The organism is Rhizobacter sp. Root1221 (assembly GCF_001425785.1).
Taxonomy (GTDB): domain Bacteria; phylum Pseudomonadota; class Gammaproteobacteria; order Burkholderiales; family Burkholderiaceae_C; genus Rhizobacter.
Genome location: NZ_LMDI01000020.1, coordinates 29,160 through 47,524 on the forward strand (window position 1 = coordinate 29,160; position 18,365 = coordinate 47,524).

Below are 18,365 nucleotides of genomic sequence, written 5' to 3' on the forward strand. Positions count from 1 at the left end.
CCGGCGGGTACCGGTTGCGGCGGGAGGTACGATGCGGTTCGGCGCCCGCCGCCCTACCCCGATCCGCCATGCCTGCTGCACCTTCCCTCGTTCCATCCCAGCCCCTTCCGGCCGATCCATCGTCCATCCTGCACGAGGTGTTCGGCTACACGGCGTTCCGGGGCCAGCAGCAAGACATCGTGGACCACGTGGTGGCCGGCGGCGACGCGCTGGTGCTGATGCCCACCGGCGGCGGCAAGAGCCTCTGCTACCAGGTGCCGGCCATTGCGCGGCACCGTGCGGGCCGGGGCGTGGCGCTGGTGGTGAGCCCGCTCATCGCGCTGATGCACGACCAGGTGGGCGCCCTCGAGGAAGCGGGCGTTCACGCATCGTTCCTCAATTCATCGCTCACCAGCGAAGACGCCCAGCGCATCGAACGCGAGATGATGAGCGGCCGGCTCGTGATGCTGTACGCCGCGCCCGAACGCATCGCCACGCCGCGTTTCCTGGCCCAGCTCGATTCGCTGTACGAACGCGGCCTGCTGAGTCTCTTCGCCATCGACGAAGCCCACTGCGTGAGCCAGTGGGGCCACGACTTCCGCGAAGATTACCTGTCGCTGAACGTGTTGCACGAGCGGTACCCCGCCGTGCCCCGCATCGCCCTCACCGCCACCGCCGACGACCTCACCCGCGCCGACATGATCGAGCGGCTGCAGCTCGGCGAAGCGCGTGTGTTCATCAGCAGCTTCGACCGCCCCAACATCCGCTACAGCATCGTCGAGAAAGACAACGCGCGCGCCCAGCTGCTGCGTTTCATCGGCGACGAGCACGAGGGCGACGCCGGCATCGTCTATTGCCAGTCGCGCAAGAAGGTCGACGAAACCGCCGCGTGGCTGGTGGAAGAAGGGGTGAGCGCGCTGCCATACCACGCCGGCCTCGACGCCGCGGTGCGCAAGCGCAACCAGGACCGCTTCCTCCGCGAGGACAGCATCGTCATGGTGGCCACCGTGGCATTCGGCATGGGCATCGACAAACCCGACGTGCGGTTCGTGGCCCACCTCGACCTGCCCAAGAACATCGAAGGTTATTACCAGGAAACGGGCCGTGCCGGCCGCGACGGCGCTGCAGCCGACGCCTGGATGACCTACGGCCTCGCCGACGTGGTGAACCAGCGCCGCATGATCGACGAAAGCCCCGCTGGCGAAGAATTCAAGCGCGGCCAGCGCGGCAAGCTCGATGCGCTGCTGGCCCTGGCCGAATCCCACGACTGCCGGCGCGTGCGCCTGCTCGACTACTTCGGCGAACCGAGCCAGCCTTGCGGCAACTGCGACAACTGCCTGAGCCCGCCCGCCACGTGGGACGCCACCGAGGCCGCGCGCAAGGCGCTCAGCTGCATCTACCGCTTCCACCAGAACAACGGCCAGCGCTTCGGCGCGGGCCACCTGATCGACGTGTTGCGCGGCAAGGTCACCGACAAGGTCACGCAGTACAGGCACGAATCGCTGTCCACGTTCGGCATCGGCGCCGATGTGGCCGAAACCCAGTGGCGCGCCGTGCTGCGCCAACTCATCGCGCTGGGTTACCTGCGCACCGAGGGCGAGTGGAACACCCTCGAACTCACGCCCACCGCCCGCGAAGTGTTGCGCGGTGAAGTGCCCATGCTGCTGCGCCGCGCCAGCGACACCCCGCGCAGCCGCGGCAAGGGCACACGCGGCAAGGACACACGCGGCACCACCACGGGACGCACCAAAGAACGCGCGCCCCCCATCGCCCTGGACGACGCCGCACTCGCCCGCTTCGGCGAACTCAAGTCCTGGCGGGCCGAGGTGGCCCGCGAGCACAACCTGCCCGCCTTCGTCGTGTTCCACGACGCCACGCTCGCCGAGATGGCCCGCGCCGCGCCCGGCACGCTCGATGCGCTGAGCGAGATCAGCGGCGTGGGCACGAAAAAGCTTGAGGCATACGGCAAAGAGATCCTCCGCGTGCTGGCCGCCGCCCCTGCCCAGTAGCCCCGGCGAACGCCCATTGCTGTCCGGGGAAAATCTGTTGCGCCGACCGGTTGAACTCCCCGGGACTGCATCGAGAGAAGCGCTGACGCAACGACGCCACGAGTCATCCCTCTTTTGTCATCCCGGCGCAGGCCGGGATCTCCAGCGGTGGACGGGAACGCTGCTGTTGAGCGAGAAGGTGGAGATCCCGGCCTTCGCCGGGATGACCGAGATTTTCCCCGGACAGCAATGGGCTTTCGCCGGAACGACAAGCATCGGGCGAGCCAGCGAAGCGGCAAAGCCCCGAAGCGCGTGCGCCAGGAAAGCAAGCGAAGCGACAGATCAAGCTACCGCCGTGCCCGCCCCCGGGCGACCGCGGACTCCCCCATGCGGGGACTGGCGCGAAGCGCCGTAGGGGGTCAGACTTTTCCGACATCCATTGCGCACAACAGCCTGTTCACTTCACCGGACAACAGGTTCAAACTGACCGTTCAGCTTCGCCACAGGGAGCCTCGCCCAATCAGGCTCAGAACCGCCTACCGAAAGGAAAATGTCATGACTGCCTCCTCGCTGCAAAACGCCAAGACCAACATCGCCGACCGCCTCGCGCTCTCGGCCGACTCGGCCATCCACTCCACCCAGTACGCCGCCAACAAGGCGTTCGACCGCCTCTCCGGGGGTGTGGAATCGCTGCGGGGCCGTGCCGGCCCGCTGATGGAAAGGGCCGCACTGAAGGCCGATGCCAGCAAGCACTACATCGAGGAACGCCCGATGAAGTCGCTGCTGATCGCTGCCGCCACCGGCGCAGCATTGGCAGCCTTGTTGTCCTGGGCAGGCCGCTCGCGCAGCAGCCGCCTGTGACCCCCCACGCACCGCCCGCCTCCGGGTGGTGAGACCCGCCGGCAGCAAGGCCTTTGCTCCGGCGGGCATCATGCTTGCCTGCACCGTTGCAGTCACCAGGGCCAAGCCATGTCCAACGACTCGACCCCCGTCACCCCCGCACCGCTGAAGGTCTACCTCGTCGAAGACAGCACCGTCATTCGCGACAACCTGATCGAAGCACTCCACGAGACACTCCCGCTCGAGCTCGTGGGGGTCGCCAGCAACGAGGACGCGTTGCGCGCGTGGCTTCGTGCCGGCAACACCGCGTGCGACCTCGTCATCGTGGACATCTTCCTCGACGGCGGCTCCGGCCTGGGTGTGCTCGCCGCCCGCAGTGAGTTCAACGCCCCCGGCCGCTGGGTCGTGCTCAGCAACCACGCCACCCCGGAAATGCGCCGCAAGTGCGCCGAACTGGGCGCCGACGCCGTGTTCGACAAGAGCAACGAGATCGAAGCGCTGATGCTCTATTGCAAGCGCCTCGCCGGCATCGATGCGATCGGGGACGCGCGGAACAGCCTCGAAGCGGCCCTCTGACACGGCAGGCGGCCGCCGGGAGGTGACGGGGCGCGAAGGCACAATGCCCGTTCGCCCCGCCTTTTCTCGCCGCCGATGCCTTTTCGCCTGCCACGCGCCCTGATCGCACTGGCCACCGCGCTGATCACCTGGTCGGCGGCCGCTGCCACCACGCCCACTTGCACCGACCGCCAGCGCGCTGCCGAGCGCCCCGCCGGCGTGCCCGCCCAGCTGCCCGAACTCACCTACCGGTGCGAGCGGCTCGACCACAGCGGCACGGCGGTGTGGATCGGCGAGGCGGGCCGCCAGCACGACACCAGCGTGTTGCTCGTGCACGGGCTCGGCCACATGGCCCACCGCGACTGGCGTGAGGTGATCGGCCCGCTGGCTGCGCACTTCCACGTGATCGTGGTGGACCTGCCGGGCTTCGGGGCATCGGACGCCCTGGGCCGCGGCCACTCTTTCGCCGACCTGGACCGCGCCCTCGACGAGGTGGTGGCACGCCACGCCCGCGGTGGGCGTGCCCATGTGGTGGGCCATTCGCTCGGCGGTGCCGTGAGCCTGAACTTCGCGCACCGGCACCCTGACCGCGTGGACCGGCTCGTGCTGGTCGATGCCGCCGGCATCCTGCTGATGAACCTGCTGGCGATGACCCCCGAGCGGGTCGCGCTGCCGGAAGTGGGCATCGCCGGGGTGGACCGCGTGATGCGGCGGGTCGATGCACGCGTCAATGGCTGGGGCCGTTCGCTCGTGGGCCGCATCGACAACAACGTGGACCTCGGCCGCTGGCTCAAGCGCAACCCCGCGGCGCGCCATGCCCTGCTCGGCCCGCACACGCAGGTGAATGCCGCCATCGGCCTGATGGAACACGACTTCAGTGCGGCCGTGCGCGAGGTGCGCGCACCCACCACGCTGATCTGGGGCGCCGATGACCCGGTGGCGCCGGTGCGCACGGGCCGTGCGCTGGCCGCCCGGATGAACGATGCCCGCCTGCACGTGATCGACCACGCCGCCCACGTGCCGATGAACCAGCGTCCAGTCGAGTTCCAGGCCCTGCTGATGACGGCACTGGCCGGGCCGGCCGAACCGGGCGAGGATTCCCCCGCGGTGCCACGGGCCTCCCAGGGCGACATGGCCTGCGACGCACGCCTCGGTGCGCAGTACACCGGCCGCTTCGGCCACATCGAACTCGTGAACTGCCAGGCCGTGGTGATCCGCGACGCCCAGCTCGACCGGCTCACGATGGTCAACTCGACCGCCACGCTCGACAACGTCACCATCGGCACGGGCGACGGGGTGGCGATGGACGCGCGGCGCAGCAAGGTGGTGGCCACCGGCGTGACGCTGTCTGGCCGCGTGGCGGTGCGGGCTGACGCCAGCACGCTGGACCTCGCTGCCGCGCGGCTCTCGGCGTCCGAGCGGGGCGTGGAGGTGGTGACCCCGAGCTGGATCTATTTCTCGATCAGCCAGATCGAGGCGCCGGACCACCGCGGCAGCGCCCACCTGGCGTGGCCCACCATCCCCTCGCCGCCACCCTGATGTCCGGCATCCGGCAGTTCGAGGTCACTGCGGAATAGTGCCGTGCGCTAGTGCACACCAACACCGGTGATCACGCCGCGGGGGCTTGCTTTCACCGTGACGGTGCCGAAGACAGGGGTCAATGAGTTGCGGATCCCATGCCATGCGCTACCTTCTTCGCCGTTGCCTGTTTGCCCTGATGTCCGTGGTGTCATGCACCGCCTGGTGCGCGGACAACACCGCCGCCGAGCCCAAGAAGGACGTGATCGGGTTCCACCTGTTCAGCCAGCACGTTCCTGCGGCGAGCTACAACAACCTGAACCCCGGGATCTACTACAGGCTCGCGGAAGGCCCGGTAGCCGGCATCTACCGCAACTCGGTGCGGCGCACGAGCGTGTATGCCGGCTACACGTGGCAATACAACCGCTTCGACCTGACCACCGGTTTCGTGACCGGCTACACCCGGGGCGCCCAGCCGCTGCTGGTGCCGTCGATGGCGCTGTTCACCTACCGTGGCGTGACAACGCGGCTGGCATTCATTCCCCGCATCGAAAAGCGGATTGGCTCCCACGTGCTCCACATCGTCGCTGAAATTTAGGCCCCCTACGGCGCTTGCGCGCCGGTCCCCCCATGGGGGAGCCCACGGTCGCCCGGGAGACCCGGGCTCGGTGGTAGCTTGATCTGTCGCGTCGCTTTGCTTGCTCGCCTGGCGTTCGCGTCTCGGGGCTTCGCTTTGCTCGCCGCTGGTCTCGCGGGTTCATCCCATCAAGGGGATGAGCCCGCGCGGCGAGCGAGCGAAGCGATGCAATGCCCCGAAACGCGGCGGCGCATCACCATGCGCCCTGTCATCTTGCCTCACGGCTCGGCGGCGGCCCTCGCATCGCTGCGCCACGGGGTCCAGATCAGTGCCACGAGCACGCCGGCCGTCGTGCGCTTCTGGAACAACGGGCTGTCCTCGTTGGCGGCGCCGGCGTGGAAGTTGACGGACGCGCCGGCACTGGCGGAGAGCGTGGACGTGAGGCGGCGCACGTAACCCGCGCGCAGCGTGCTGCCGAAGTAGCCGGCGCGGGCATCGTAGGCGGGGCGGGTGGCGGTCGCGTAGGCAGGGTCCACCTGGTAGAAGTAATCGTGCAGCTTTTCGCTGCCCCACAGGAACTGGGCGCCGGCCTGCACCTGGCTCGCGGCATCGGGCCAGCCGCGGCGGGTCCAGCGGAACTCCTGCTCCACCACCACGCCGCGGCCGTTGGTGTTGCGGCCGTCGGTCGAGAACACCGCACGGGCCTTCAGGTGAGCGCTGACCTGCTGGCCGCCATCGAGCTGCACCTTGTAGACGGCCTGGGGGCCCAGCTGGAACAGGTAGTCGAGGTCGGGCATGCCGGCACGGGCGCCGTTCGCCCGGGCGTTGAACCCCGCCGCCCCGGAGAAGTCGAGGCGCAGGTTGCCGGACTGCAGCAGCTGACCACGCACGCCGTCGTCGTCCACCTTGAGCCAGGGGCCACGGTAGATCAGGATGGGCGCCACCGCACCGCGCCAGCGGCGCGTGCCGGCGGCCGGGTAGTCGGGGCCGTTGGCGCCAAGCACGGCCACGCCGGCTTCCCAGAGCGGCCGGCCCTCGGGCAGCGGGGCGGGCGGGGTCTGGGCCCAGGCGGCGCCAACCGGCAGCAAGGCGCCCAGGAACAATGACAGGGTTCGGAGGGTGGGATTCGGCATGGCGCGAACCATACCCGATCCGCTTGTCCTCCCGACAGCCCGTTCAGCGCACGGCCAGGCTCAACACCTCGCTGGTGCCCACCTCACCATCCCCATCGACCGCCTGCGCGAGCAGGTTCAGCGACAAGCGGCCATCGGACGGCACCACCAGCACCGCCTCGAACGGTGGCGCGAGGTCGGTGCCGAGCGAGACGAGGCTGTTGCCGTCGTAGCGGTAGAAGGTGACGCGGTCCACGTAGCCGCTGTCGTCGGCCGCCGCCGCGGTAAGCCGCACCGTCTGGCCGGGGGTGACGTCGAAGGCCGACGCCACCAGGTCCACGCGCGGCGGGTCGTTGTCGCCCCACGTGTAGCCGAGGTACACGCCGCCCCCGCAGCCGGCCAGCAGCAGCGGGGCGATCCACCCGGCGAAACGCGCGCACGTCGTCATCGCTCGATCGTACGCCCGACCGCCACGCCCGTTCAACCCCGTGGCAGTTTCGCGAGCTCGTCGCCCACGAGCCGCACGACGAGGCGATCGAGTGTCTGCACCGAGTACTGGTGCACGTCGTGCACGGTCTCCCCGCCGGGGCCGCTCGACGGGTCGGCGCCATCGCGGTACGTCAGGAACACGAAACGCCCGGCGGTGTACTGGGCCATCTGCCGGAACACGTATTCACCCGCCGGGTCGAGGCCGCTCGCGCCCACGGCAAACAGCTTCACACCCTTGGCGAGCGCCGCCTGCATGTCGCGGTCGTACTGCGGGCCGCCGTAGTCGAGGTGCGGCGGGGCATCGGCCACCATCACGGCCAGGCGCACCGCGTCGGCCCGCCACGCGAGGCCGTGCACGGTTTCGTGAAGGGCCTCGTTCAGCGCCTCCGGGGTGTCGCCGCCACCGTCAGCCTGCACCTTCGCGAGCACGCCCTGGAACGCACCGAGGTTGTCGGTGAAGTCGTGCGTGCGGGTGAGGAACGCGTCGCCACGGTCGCGGTAGGCCACGAGGCCGTAGCAGATGTCGGGGCGTCCCGGCAGTTGCGCGATCTGCTGCGACATCGCGTGCATCGACGCCTTCAGCTTCGCGATCTCGTCGCCCATCGAGCCGGTGGCGTCGATCATGAACACCAGGTCGAGGCGAGGCCGGGCCACCGCGGCGGTCCGGTCGAGCTGCACCTGCACGGCCTGCTTCTGGCCGCGCTGCAACATCGCGCGGGATTGCACGCCGTTCTTGCGCACCGCGATTCCGAGGCGCTGCTCGTTGGCGAACTCGGGCGCGAGGAAGGCCTTCGGATGGATCCACACGCGGCCCGCGGTGTCGGTGCGCGCCCACGCCACGGGCTCGGCCACGCCCACGCGCTGGATGGCCACCTCGGCGTCGTGCACCGGGCGGCCCGCGGCGTCCACCACGTCCAGCGGGTACCGCTCGCTGACGTCGCGCTGGCGCACCTCGAGGCCCTGGGCACGGCGGTCACGGTACGCGAGGTATTCGCCGAAGTCCGCGTTGTCGTCGACCACGCCCGCGGTCACGGTTGCCGCCTGGTTCTGCTGGCGCGTGGAGGGAGCCGGCTGCGGCTTGGGACTGTGACGGGGCATCGGTGCCACGGCCGCGGGGGCTGGCGGCGCGCTGGCCTCGCGCGACATGTCCTTCTTGTCGGCCGACAACTTGCCCTCGGCCATCGGGGCGTCCACGGGCCGGCGCTTGCCGCCGGACGAATCGGACTCGCGCTCGTACTGCCCGCGCCCGCCACCGGCCACCTCGCGGGTGGTCGGCAGGCGGTGGCAGTGGTTGGCCGACGGGACGGCGAACGCCACCGGGGAGAAGTCGGCCGACGGTGTGTCCTGCCACGACGGCGGCCAGGCGTCCGGCGGGGGCACCGACCGGGCGAAAGCGACCGGGCTGTCGAACCCGGTGCTCGCGAGGAGGAGCAAGGCCGACACGGCGGCGGGCACGATCAGGCGGCGGGGAAGTTTCATCATGGTCATCTCCAGTGAAAGGGCGGGAAGCACTTCCACTGACACGGCCGGGCCTGGCGAACGGGGTGAATTATTTTCGCGGCCCGGTTTTCACCCCGGACACCCCCGCCGGCCGTATCACCTCCGCATGAGGCAGACTCTCGACCGATGCACACCCCGAGCCCCGACGACATGCCGGACGACACGCTGATGGCCGCCTATGCCGCAGGCGATGCGTCCGCCTTCGAGCGCCTGTACCAGCGCCACGAGGCGGGGCTGTACCGGTTCGTGCGCCGGTTGCTCGGGCCGGCGCTGGCCGCACAGACCGACGAGGTGTTCCAGGACACCTGGCTCCGGGTGGTGCGCTCGCGCGAAGCGTGGTCACCGCAGGGGGCCACGTTCCGCACCTGGCTGTTCACGTTGGCCCACCGCCGGGTCATCGACGTGTGGCGCCGCAGCGGCCGCGAGGTGTCGATGGCCGCCGACGACGACGGCACCCCGTGGGAGCCCGAAGCCGGCGCCGGCACGCCGTGGTCGCAATGGCCCGCGCCATCGCCCGCCCCCCACGGCGACGACCTCGCGTTCTGGCGGCGCGCGGGCGAACGGCTGCTCACCTGCCTGGAGCAGTTGCCGCTGGCGCAGCGCAGCGCGTTCCTGCTGCACCACGACGACGAACTCCCGCTGGCCGACGTGGCCCGTGCGCTCGAGGTGGGGTTCGAAACCGCCAAGACCCGGCTGCGTTATGCGATGGCCAAGCTGCGCACGTGCATGGGCGCGTACCTGGCGCCGCTGCAGACCACGGACCCGCGATGAACGACGAACCCCGCGATCACTGGCTGCGCGAGGCACTGCGCCACGCGCCCGACCCGCAGGCGCCTCCGGCGTCGCTGCGCGAGGCCATCCTGCGCGAAGCACGCCGGCCAACGGCGGCGGCTCCGGCCGCGCCCTGGTGGTCGCGTGTGATCGCCTGGATGGTGCAGCCCACTGTCGCCGCCGGCTTTGCCAGCGTGATGGTGATGACGGCGGCCGGGCTGCTGTGGTGGGACGAACCCGTGCCCCAGATGGAACGCGAGGCGCCGGCCGCCGCGGTGGCAGACGCCGCCGCGCCGCCCCCACCGGTGGCGCAGGCGACGCCCGAACCCGGCGCGCCGCGCGCGCAAACCCCGGCACCCGTCCTCGAACGCACCGATCCGATCCGCAAGGAGCGCAAGCCCGCCCCTCAACCCATGCCCTCAGCTGCGCCCGACATGGCTCGCGCAGCCGAGGCCAAACGGGCCGGGCAGGAGGCGCAATCCACCGCGCGCTTGACCGAATCCGACAAGAAGCGGACCGAACACCGGGCGATGATGCCGCCACCCGCCGCTCCCGTTGCTCCGGCCGTGATGGCAGAGGCACCAGCACCCAAGGCCGCGGCAGCAGCCCCCAGCCGCCTCGACGCCCCGGCCGGCGGGCTGGCCGGCGCCGCCGCGCCCGACACGGTGAAATCGGTGCGCACCGCCGTCGCCGCCGACCTCACCCGCTGGACCTGGCAACGCCAGGCAGGCCCGGCCCGGCCCGCAGACCCTGCCCTCCTTGCCTGGCTGGACCTGCTCGACGCCAGCAGCACGGCGGCATGGACGCCCGCCACCGGCGACCCCGTGGTGGTCGGGGAACTGCGCCTGCAGCGTGGCCAACAGGCGGTGCACCGCTGGGCGTTCAGCGCCGACGGGGTCACCTGGTACCTGAGCGGGAGCGCCCGGTTCATGCCGCTGTCCGAACCCGCGGTCCGCCGGTTGCTGGAGGCGCTCGACGGCCTGCCGTGAACGGTGTCCCTGCTGACGTGGACTGACAGGGGCCGCCGCTATCATCTTCCGTTTACCCCCCAGCCCATGCCGCCCCGCCCCGCTCCCAACGACGACCCCGCCGCCCGGATCGAGGCGGCCCTGACCGGCGAGGCCTCCATCGAGGCCCCTACCATTCGCGTGCGCGGTGCGCGCACGCACAACCTCAAGAACATCGACCTCGACATCCCGCGCAACCGGCTCGTCGTGATCACCGGCCTGAGCGGCTCGGGCAAGTCGAGCCTCGCGTTCGACACGCTGTACGCCGAAGGCCAGCGGCGCTACGTCGAAAGCCTCAGCACGTATGCCCGCCAGTTCCTGCAGCTGATGGACAAGCCCGACGTCGACGTGATCGAGGGCCTGAGCCCGGCCATCAGCATCGAGCAGAAGGCCACGTCGCACAACCCGCGGTCCACCGTGGGCACGGTCACCGAGATCCACGACTACCTGCGCCTGCTGTACGCCCGTGCCGGCACACCCTACTGCCCCGAACACGGGCAACCACTGCAGGCGCAAAGCGTGAGCCAGATGGTCGACACGGTGCTCGGGCTGCCCGAAGGCACGAAGCTCATGGTGCTGGCCCCGGTGGTGCGCGACCGCAAGGGTGAATTCAGCGACCTGTTCGCCGACATGCAGACACAGGGTTACGTGCGCTTCCGCGTGGACGGCAACACGTACGACGCCGCCGACGTGCCCAAGCTCAAGAAGAGCGAGAAGCACGACATCGACGTGGTGATCGACCGCGTGAAGGTGCAACCGGGCCTGCAGCAGCGCCTGGCCGAAAGCTTCGAGGCGGCGATGCGCATCGCCGACGGCCGTGCCATGGCGTTCGAGATGGACACCGGCGCCGAACACCTGTTCTCGAGCAAGTTCGCGTGCCCGGTGTGCAGCTACAGCCTGAGCGAACTGGAGCCACGGCTCTTTTCGTTCAACTCGCCGGTGGGCGCCTGCCCCAGCTGCGACGGTCTCGGCCACGTGACGGCGTTCGACCCCGAGCGGGTGGTGGCCTTCCCGTCGCTGAGCCTCGCCGGCGGTGCCGTGAAAGGCTGGGACCGCCGCAACGGCTACACCTTCTCGCTGCTGGAAAGCGTGGCGCGCCACTACAAGTTCGACATCGACGCACCCTACGAGAAGCTGCCCAAGAAAGCGCAGAAGGCGCTGCTCTACGGGTCCGGCGAGGAAGAGATCGCGTTTGTCTACGAGGCCGAAGGCACCAACGGCAAGGTACGCAGCGTGCGCCGCACGCACCCGTTCGAAGGCATCATCCCGAACCTCGAACGGCGCTACAAGGAAACCGATTCGGCTGCGGTGCGCGAAGACCTGTCGCGCTACCAGGCCCCCCGCCCCTGCCCCGACTGCCATGGCGCGCGGCTGCGCAGCGAGGCGCGGCACGTGTTCCTGTCGAGTGCGGACGGCGCCAAGGGCGAACCCATCTACGCCGTGGAACACAGCACGTTGCGCCAGTGCCTCGACTACTTCGGGCAGCTGCAGCTCAAGGGGGCCAAGGCCGAGATCGCCGACAAGGTGATCCGCGAGATCCGCTCGCGGCTCAAGTTCCTGAACGACGTGGGCCTCAACTACCTGAGCCTCGACCGCAGCGCCGACACACTGAGCGGCGGCGAGGCCCAGCGCATCCGCCTCGCCTCGCAGATCGGTTCCGGCCTCACCGGCGTGATGTACGTGCTCGACGAACCCAGCATCGGCCTGCACCAGCGCGACAACGACCGCCTGATCGGCACGTTGCGCCACCTGCGCGACCTGGGCAACAGCGTGCTCGTGGTCGAACATGACGAGGACGCCATCCGCGCCGCCGACCACGTCATCGACATGGGCCCGGGTGCCGGCGTGCACGGCGGCCAGGTGATCGCACAGGGCACCGCCGCCGAGGTGGCCGCCCACCCCGACTCGCTGACCGGCAAGTACCTCGCCCAGGTGCTGAAGATCGCGGTGCCCCGGGCGCGCCGGGAACCCGTGGCCGGGCTGCGCATCCTGAACGCCCGCGGCAACAACCTCAAGGGCGTTACGGTGGACCTGCCGGTGGGGGTGATGACCTGCGTGACCGGCGTGTCCGGCTCCGGCAAGAGCACGCTCGTCAACGACACGCTCTATGCCGCGGTGGCCCGCCACCTGTACAACAGCCACGCCGAACCCGAGGCGCACGACGGCATCGAGGGGCTCGACGCGTTCGACAAGGTCATCAACGTCGACCAGAGCCCCATCGGCCGCACGCCGCGCAGCAACCCGGCCACCTACACCGGCCTGTTCACGCCCATCCGCGAGCTGTTCGCCGAGGTGCCCACGGCGCGCGAACGCGGCTACGGCCCGGGGCGCTTCAGCTTCAACGTGGCCGGCGGGCGCTGCGAGGCGTGCCAGGGTGACGGGGTGCTGAAGGTCGAGATGCACTTCCTGCCCGATGTGTACGTGCCATGCGACGTGTGCCACGGCCGGCGCTACAACCGCGAAACGCTCGAGGTGCAGTACAAGGGCAAGAACATCACCGAGGTGCTCGACATGACGGTGGAGGACGCCTACGCGTACTTCAACGCCGTGCCCAACATCGCCCGCAAGCTGCAGACGCTGCTCGACGTGGGGCTCGGCTACATCCGCCTGGGGCAGAGCGCCACCACGCTGTCGGGCGGCGAGGCGCAGCGGGTCAAGCTCGCACTGGAGCTGAGCAAACGCGACACCGGCCGCACGCTCTACATCCTCGACGAGCCCACCACCGGCCTGCACTTCGCCGACATCGACCTGCTGCTGAAGGTGCTGCACCAGCTGCGCGACGCGGGCAACACGCTGGTCGTGATCGAGCACAACCTCGACGTCATCAAGACGGCCGACTGGCTGATCGACATGGGCCCCGAAGGCGGTTCCGGCGGCGGCACCGTGGTGGCCTGCGGCACGCCGGAGCAGGTGGCCGCGGCGCCGGCCAGCGTGACAGGCCGCTACCTGGCGCCATTGCTGGCACTACCGCTGGCGGGTTGATCAGGGGGTCACGGGCACCCACTGGCCCGTGATGTTGATGAGCCGGCACGCCGGTGTGCCGGGCGCGCGGCGGCCTTCGCAATCGGCCAGCGCACGCTGGGTGGCGTCCTGGTCGGACGCGGCGCCTTTCACGTGGCCCCACGCCCCGCCCGTGGAGGCGGCGAACGCCTTGTTGCCCCCCGCGGGCCAGTACTCGGTGAGCAGCACCTCGCGGGCCTTCGGGGAGAGCTGGTAGGCGGCCAGCCGCGCGTCGGACACCTGCGGCGCGGCCGGTGAGTCCCAGCCCCACAGGAACCAGCCGGTGCCGGCGAGTGCGGCCATCACCACCACGCTGCTCGCGGCCAGCCACACCTTGCGGTGCGGCGAGCGCGGCTTGCGGCGCACCTTCGGCGGGGCCTTGGCTGACGGTTCGGTTTCGGGTTCCGGCTCGATGAGCACCTTGGCGCCGAGGCGCTCGAACTTCAGTGCATGGCGCGTGGCCGCCTCGAAGCCGAGCCCCCGCCTGAGCACGGTGCGTTTGCCCGAGAACAGCGATTGCTGGCGGGCTTCGTTGAGGTGCAGCAGCTCGGCCAGCTCGCGCTGGACCTGGTCGATGCGGTGACCGTCGATCACGTCACCCGCAAACACCAGGCGGAATCGTTCGCCCATGGGTCACCGGACAGGGAAAGGAATGGGGCAATTGTGTCGCAAGATGCCCGTCGTTCCCCGTCCATGTGATTCGGCCTCAAACCTCCGCAGGACTGAGCGCGGGGTAGTCGGTATAACCCCGTGCGGCACCGCCAAAGAAGGTGTGGTGGTCCGCATCGTTCATCGGTGCATCGGTCTTCAGGCGTGCGACGAAGTCGGGATTGGCCAGCACCATCTGGCCGTACGCCTCCAGCTCAGCCAGGCCCGACACCACATCGGCGCCGATCTGTTCGCGTGCCCGGCCAGGCCGGTTCAGGATCAGCGTGCCCTTCCAGAGCCTGCGGATGTCCGCCAGCAGCGGCTCGTCGCCCTGGTGCATCACATGCACGTAGGCCAGCCCCAGCTTGTCGAGTTCGGCGACCAGATGGCGGTACAACGCCGGCCCTTGAGGACCCTCATCGATGCCCCACAGCTTGGCGCCGGGCGAAAGGCGAATGCCGGTCCGGTCCGCGCCGATTTCTTCGGCGATGGCGGTTGCCACTTCGATGGCGAAGCGGGCCCGGTTCTCGATGGATCCACCGTACTGGTCGTTCCGGGTGTTTGCGCTCGGCGCGAAGAACTGCTGGACGAGATAGGCGTTCGCGCCGTGGATCTCGACCCCATCGGCGCCCGCTTCGATGGCCCGGCGAGCGGCAAACCGAAAGTCAGCCACCGTCTGGCGGATCTCCTCCGTTGTGAGCGCGCGCGGCTCGGGGATGGGCTGCATGCCCTTCGCGGTGAACATCGGCACGCCGGGGGCGATGGCGGACGGCGCCACGCCCTGGCGATGATGATGCGTATTGTCGGGATGGGACATGCGCCCCGCGTGCATGAGCTGGATGAAGAGATGTCCGCCCTTGGCATGGACGGCAGTCGAGACCGCCTGCCAGCCCGCGACATGGGCATCGGTGTAGATGCCGGGGGTGGTGAGGTAACCCTGCCCGTCGTCGGAGGGCTGCGTGCCCTCGGTGACGATGAGGCCCACATCGGCGCGCTGGGCGTAGTACGTGGCCGCCGAGACATGGGGCGTGCCGTCCAGCTCCGCGCGCGAGCGGGTCATCGGTGCCATGACCAGGCGGTTCGAGAGGGGATAGCGTCCGACGCGGATGGGGCTGAACAGTTGCTTCATGGTGATTTCGGATTGGGTTGGGAAACTGCTCAGACCGGCTGAGCTACTTGAACACGCGCCACGAGGGCTTGCGATTCGGCAAGGAAGGCTTTGGTGTGCGGCGCGGTCAAGCCAGCCGAGGGCAGGATGCCTCGGGCCTTGCTGTTGAACAGCAGGCCGCTGCGGCCCTCGAGCTCGGACGCCAGCAGCAGCGGCGCAATGCGCTCGGCGTACTGTTCGGCGGTGGGGTTCAGCAGCCCGATCAATCCCTCCACCAAAGCGAACACGAACTTGTTGCCGTTCAGGAAATTGCTGCGGATGTCCGTCTTGATCAGGCCCGGGTTCAGTCCGAAGACACCCACGCGCGGCAAGCGCCTGGCCGCGTCGAGCACCAACATCTCGTTGCCGGCAACCGTGTTCAGGTGCACGCCCATGGCGCTGTAGGACTTCTCGGCATTGAGGTCCCCAACCTGCTTGCCACGCACGTCGGCGCTGGCCAGATCGAGGTGGGGCAACTGGAACGAGGGATCTGTCTTCATGAGCGCCAAGTCGTTTAGGGAGCGAATGACGACATCTTGGATTAACCTGCTCGTGGGATAAAGCCGGCTGCGTGAGAATCATTGATCCAAAATTGAAGCAATCAGCATGGAATTCCTGAACGACATGGCCTTCTTTGTGGAGGTCGTGAAGGCCAAAAGCTTTCGCGGCGCGGCCGACGTGACGGGGGTGCCCAATTCGACCTTGTCGCGGCGAGTCGGGGCGCTGGAAAAGGCGATCGGCCTGCGCCTGCTGCACCGGACGACGCGCAAGATCGAGCTGACCGAGGCGGGGCAGATCTACTACGAGAGTTGCCGGCGCATCGTCGAAGAGGCGCGGATCGCTCACGAGCAACTGAGCGAGATGCTGGCCCAGCCCAGCGGCGTGCTGCGTGCGTCGTTGCCGGTGGACTTCGCGACCAATTACATGGCGCCGCTGATCGCGGAGTTCGCCCGCCGCCATCCAGGCATCACGTTCGAGTTGGATCTCACGCCGCGCAGGGTGGACCTCGTGACCGAGCCTTTCGACGTTGCCATCCGCATGGGCGAGCAACCCAGCTCGACGCTGATCGCACGGCAGCTGGCACGCCTGACGCCCCACCTTTACGCGTCGCCACGCTACCTGGAGATTTCAGGCGAGCCGACCGATCCAGCCGACCTGCTGCACCATGAGTGCATTGGCTTCCCGAAGTTCGGTCCCTGGGTATTGCACAAGGAACAGGCCACGGCCGAGGTGCGTGTCGGCGCGCGTTTCTCGGTCAACAACGTCGGCATGTATCGCCGCCTCGCCGTCCTTGACCAAGGGATCGTTCTGCTGGCCGAGGGGGTGGTCGCCGACGATCTGGCGAACGGGCGCCTGCGTCGCATCCTGCCAGGCTGGCATGGACGACCCATCCCGGTCTACGCCCTGACCGAAACGCGGCTGCTGCCGGCCAAGACGCTGCGGTTCATCGAGTTCTTGCAGGAGCGACTGGCGCAACCGTCCGGGCAAACCTGAGAGACCCGGGCACGTCCGGTGAATCTTCAGCGCATCGGATCGCTGTCGGGATCCGAGAACCAGTCGCCCTGCATCAGCGAGCAGACATGCGGATGGATGAGGATCGACGCCAGGACGCCGACCAGCGCGGCCACGGCCACGCTCACGAAGATGGACACGACGATGCTCACGGTCGGCTCCTGCGGGATGACGCCAAAAAAAAGCGCGCCGGATGAGGGCGCGCCGGGGTTTCGCTTACTGGTGGTACTTCGCCTTGGCCTGGTTGGTGCAGGCCGTCTTGGCGTCACCGGTCATCGCATCGCACTTTTCCGCCTCGGCCTTGTAGGCCGCCTTGTTCTTGTCCTCGGCAGCCTCGTTGCGGGCCTTCTTGGTGTCGCGCTGTGCCTTGGCATCGGCCTTGGCGGTGTCACGCACGGCCTTGGCTTCCTTCACGCACACGTCCTTGTCGTTGCCAGTCTTGTCGTCGCAGCGTTCCTTCGCGACGTCGTAGTTGGCACTGGCGATGTCCTCGGCCGCGTCGTAGCGTGCCTTTGGCGTGCCCTTGTAGTCGGCCTCGGCCGTGGCTTCGGTCTTCTTGCGGGCGGCCTTGGCCTCGGCCTGGCAGATGTCCTTCGCGTTGCCGGACATCGAGTCGCACTGCTTCTTGGCGGCCTCGTACGTGGTCTTGGCCTCGGCCTTGTGTTGGTCGTACACGGTTTTATCGCCAGCGGCCTGGGCGCCTGCAGCCAGCACGAAAGCGCCACACAGCGCGATGAGGGCTCGGGAAATGGGGTGGGCGTTGAAACGGTTCATGTGTGTTCTCCTGGGTTTTTGATGCAGGGATTCGGCCATGTGCCGGCCTCGATTCCTTGCGAGCTGCAAGGCAAGCCTGTCAACGAAACGAAGGTTATGTTTCCACGCTCCAGCGGTCTGCCGGACAAGCCGGGGACACAGCGTCGGACGGTACCTACACCCCCGCTGTTGCGGGTTCACCCTGAGGCGGGCATGCCCGACAATCGACGGCATTGCCTCCAGGTGCCAGCCCATGCTTCCAGTGCGTTTGCCCGTTGACGAACCCCGCCGACTCGCAAGCTTGCAGGCCCTGGGCATCCTCGACACCGCCCCCGCGGCAAGCTTCGACGCCCTGGTCGAATCCGCGGCACACCTCACCAACTGCCCCAGCGCCGCCATCTGCCTGATCGACGAACGGCGGCAATGGCTGAAGGCCGCGTTCGGCATGCCGCGCATCGAGATGCCGCGTGAACGCTCGTTCTGCGCGCACACCATCCTGCAGGACGACATGATGGAAGTGCCCGACGCGCGACTCGATCCGCGCTTCGCGCAACACCCCTGTGTCGTGGCAGCGCCCCACTTGCGCCTGTACGCCGGCGTCCCGCTCACCGTCGACGGCATGCGGGTTGGATCACTGTTTGTCGCCGACACCCGGCCACGCACGCTCGAACCGGCCGAACGCGACGCATTGCGGCGCCTCGCCCACGTGGCGGTCGACCTGATGGTGGGCCTCGCGCGGCTCACCTCGATCGAAGCCGAGCGCACGCGCCTGCTCGACTTCGCCCGGGCTTCCGGCGACTGGATGTGGGAGACCGATGCGCAACTGCGCTACACCTGGGTGTCGGGGGCCTTCGAGGCGGTCACCGGGTTGCCGCCGATCTCGGTCATCGGCCAGCCCATCGCCAATTCACCACTGCTCGACGCCCTCGGCAGCCCACTTGGCGAAGGCCGTACGTTCCACGACCTGCT

Annotated in this window: 17 protein-coding genes and 1 pseudogene; 10 read left to right on the forward strand and 8 right to left on the reverse strand. The window is 68.9% G+C overall.

Going from position 1 to position 18,365, the window contains the following annotated elements:
* The first annotated feature begins 68 nt into the window (after positions 1–68).
* The 5 genes from recQ to ASC87_RS15605 all read left to right on the forward strand — a co-directional run bounded on the left by recQ (position 69) and on the right by ASC87_RS15605 (position 5,478).
* Positions 69–1,988, forward strand: a complete 1,920-nt coding sequence (gene recQ, locus ASC87_RS15585) for a DNA helicase RecQ (RefSeq protein WP_056663673.1) — start codon at positions 69–71, stop codon at positions 1,986–1,988.
* 534 nt (positions 1,989–2,522) lie between these two features.
* Entirely contained in the window at positions 2,523–2,828 is a 306-nt protein-coding gene (locus ASC87_RS15590) for a hypothetical protein (protein ID WP_056663676.1), read from the forward strand.
* Positions 2,829–2,936: 108 nt separating this feature from the next.
* Complete coding sequence (locus ASC87_RS15595; protein WP_056663679.1) at positions 2,937–3,383, forward strand: response regulator transcription factor; 447 nt, start codon at positions 2,937–2,939, stop codon at positions 3,381–3,383.
* A 75-nt stretch (positions 3,384–3,458) separates the two neighbouring features.
* A complete protein-coding gene (locus tag ASC87_RS15600) occupies positions 3,459–4,901 on the forward strand; it encodes an alpha/beta fold hydrolase (RefSeq protein WP_056663682.1) in 1,443 nt (480 codons plus the stop codon).
* A 142-nt stretch (positions 4,902–5,043) separates the two neighbouring features.
* On the forward strand, positions 5,044–5,478 hold the full coding sequence (locus ASC87_RS15605) for a hypothetical protein (RefSeq protein WP_056663686.1): 435 nt from the start codon (positions 5,044–5,046) through the stop codon (positions 5,476–5,478).
* 257 nt (positions 5,479–5,735) lie between these two features.
* Here ASC87_RS15605 and ASC87_RS15610 read toward each other — a convergent pair whose 3' ends face one another.
* The 3 genes from ASC87_RS15610 to ASC87_RS15620 are packed head-to-tail and all read right to left on the reverse strand — an operon-like array spanning position 5,736 to position 8,540.
* The gene (locus ASC87_RS15610) at positions 5,736–6,590 is read right to left on the reverse strand and encodes a MipA/OmpV family protein (RefSeq protein WP_162255167.1); all 855 of its coding nucleotides are present in this window, start codon (positions 6,588–6,590) and stop codon (positions 5,736–5,738) included.
* A gap of 43 nt (positions 6,591–6,633) precedes the next feature.
* Positions 6,634–7,017 (reverse strand): Ig-like domain-containing protein, encoded by a 384-nt coding sequence (locus tag ASC87_RS15615; RefSeq protein WP_056663691.1) that lies wholly within the window; start codon positions 7,015–7,017, stop codon positions 6,634–6,636.
* A 32-nt stretch (positions 7,018–7,049) separates the two neighbouring features.
* Positions 7,050–8,540 (reverse strand): vWA domain-containing protein, encoded by a 1,491-nt coding sequence (locus ASC87_RS15620; RefSeq protein ID WP_162255168.1) that lies wholly within the window; start codon positions 8,538–8,540, stop codon positions 7,050–7,052.
* Positions 8,541–8,684: 144 nt separating this feature from the next.
* Between ASC87_RS15620 and ASC87_RS15625 the strand changes: the two genes are divergently transcribed.
* From ASC87_RS15625 to uvrA, 3 genes are all read left to right on the forward strand, one after another.
* The gene (locus ASC87_RS15625; RefSeq protein WP_056663704.1) at positions 8,685–9,329 is read left to right on the forward strand and encodes a sigma-70 family RNA polymerase sigma factor; all 645 of its coding nucleotides are present in this window, start codon (positions 8,685–8,687) and stop codon (positions 9,327–9,329) included.
* Positions 9,326–10,318, forward strand: coding sequence for a hypothetical protein (locus ASC87_RS15630; RefSeq protein WP_056663707.1), 993 nt, complete (start codon positions 9,326–9,328; stop codon positions 10,316–10,318). The genes ASC87_RS15625 and ASC87_RS15630 overlap by 4 nt, the downstream gene beginning before the upstream one ends.
* Before the next feature lie 66 nt (positions 10,319–10,384).
* On the forward strand, positions 10,385–13,318 hold the full coding sequence (gene uvrA / locus ASC87_RS15635; RefSeq protein ID WP_082568658.1) for an excinuclease ABC subunit UvrA: 2,934 nt from the start codon (positions 10,385–10,387) through the stop codon (positions 13,316–13,318).
* On the opposite strand, the gene ASC87_RS15640 is transcribed toward uvrA, so the two are convergent.
* The 3 genes from ASC87_RS15640 to ASC87_RS15650 form a co-directional block, all read right to left on the reverse strand.
* On the reverse strand, positions 13,319–13,966 hold the full coding sequence (locus ASC87_RS15640; protein WP_056663711.1) for a hypothetical protein: 648 nt from the start codon (positions 13,964–13,966) through the stop codon (positions 13,319–13,321). It lies immediately after the preceding gene.
* Between the two features lie 76 nt (positions 13,967–14,042).
* Entirely contained in the window at positions 14,043–15,113 is a 1,071-nt protein-coding gene (locus ASC87_RS15645; RefSeq protein ID WP_056663713.1) for an alkene reductase, read from the reverse strand.
* 29 nt (positions 15,114–15,142) lie between these two features.
* Positions 15,143–15,631 (reverse strand): hypothetical protein, encoded by a 489-nt coding sequence (locus ASC87_RS15650; RefSeq protein WP_056663716.1) that lies wholly within the window; start codon positions 15,629–15,631, stop codon positions 15,143–15,145.
* Between the two features lie 106 nt (positions 15,632–15,737).
* Between ASC87_RS15650 and ASC87_RS15655 the strand changes: the two genes are divergently transcribed.
* Positions 15,738–16,625: a LysR family transcriptional regulator gene (locus ASC87_RS15655; RefSeq protein WP_056663719.1), complete on the forward strand. Its 888-nt coding sequence runs from the start codon at positions 15,738–15,740 to the stop codon at positions 16,623–16,625.
* Positions 16,626–16,651: 26 nt separating this feature from the next.
* Here the strand turns inward: ASC87_RS15655 and ASC87_RS31905 are convergent, their stop codons facing one another.
* Entirely contained in the window at positions 16,652–16,795 is a 144-nt protein-coding gene (locus ASC87_RS31905; protein ID WP_157604072.1) for a hypothetical protein, read from the reverse strand.
* A gap of 64 nt (positions 16,796–16,859) precedes the next feature.
* Positions 16,860–17,417, reverse strand: a complete 558-nt coding sequence (locus tag ASC87_RS15660; protein ID WP_056663721.1) for a hypothetical protein — start codon at positions 17,415–17,417, stop codon at positions 16,860–16,862.
* 232 nt (positions 17,418–17,649) lie between these two features.
* On the opposite strand from ASC87_RS15660, the pseudogene ASC87_RS33800 reads away from it, so the two are divergent.
* Positions 17,650–18,096: pseudogene (locus ASC87_RS33800) on the forward strand (GAF domain-containing protein); the annotation flags it as partial.
* Positions 18,097–18,365 lie beyond the last annotated feature (269 nt).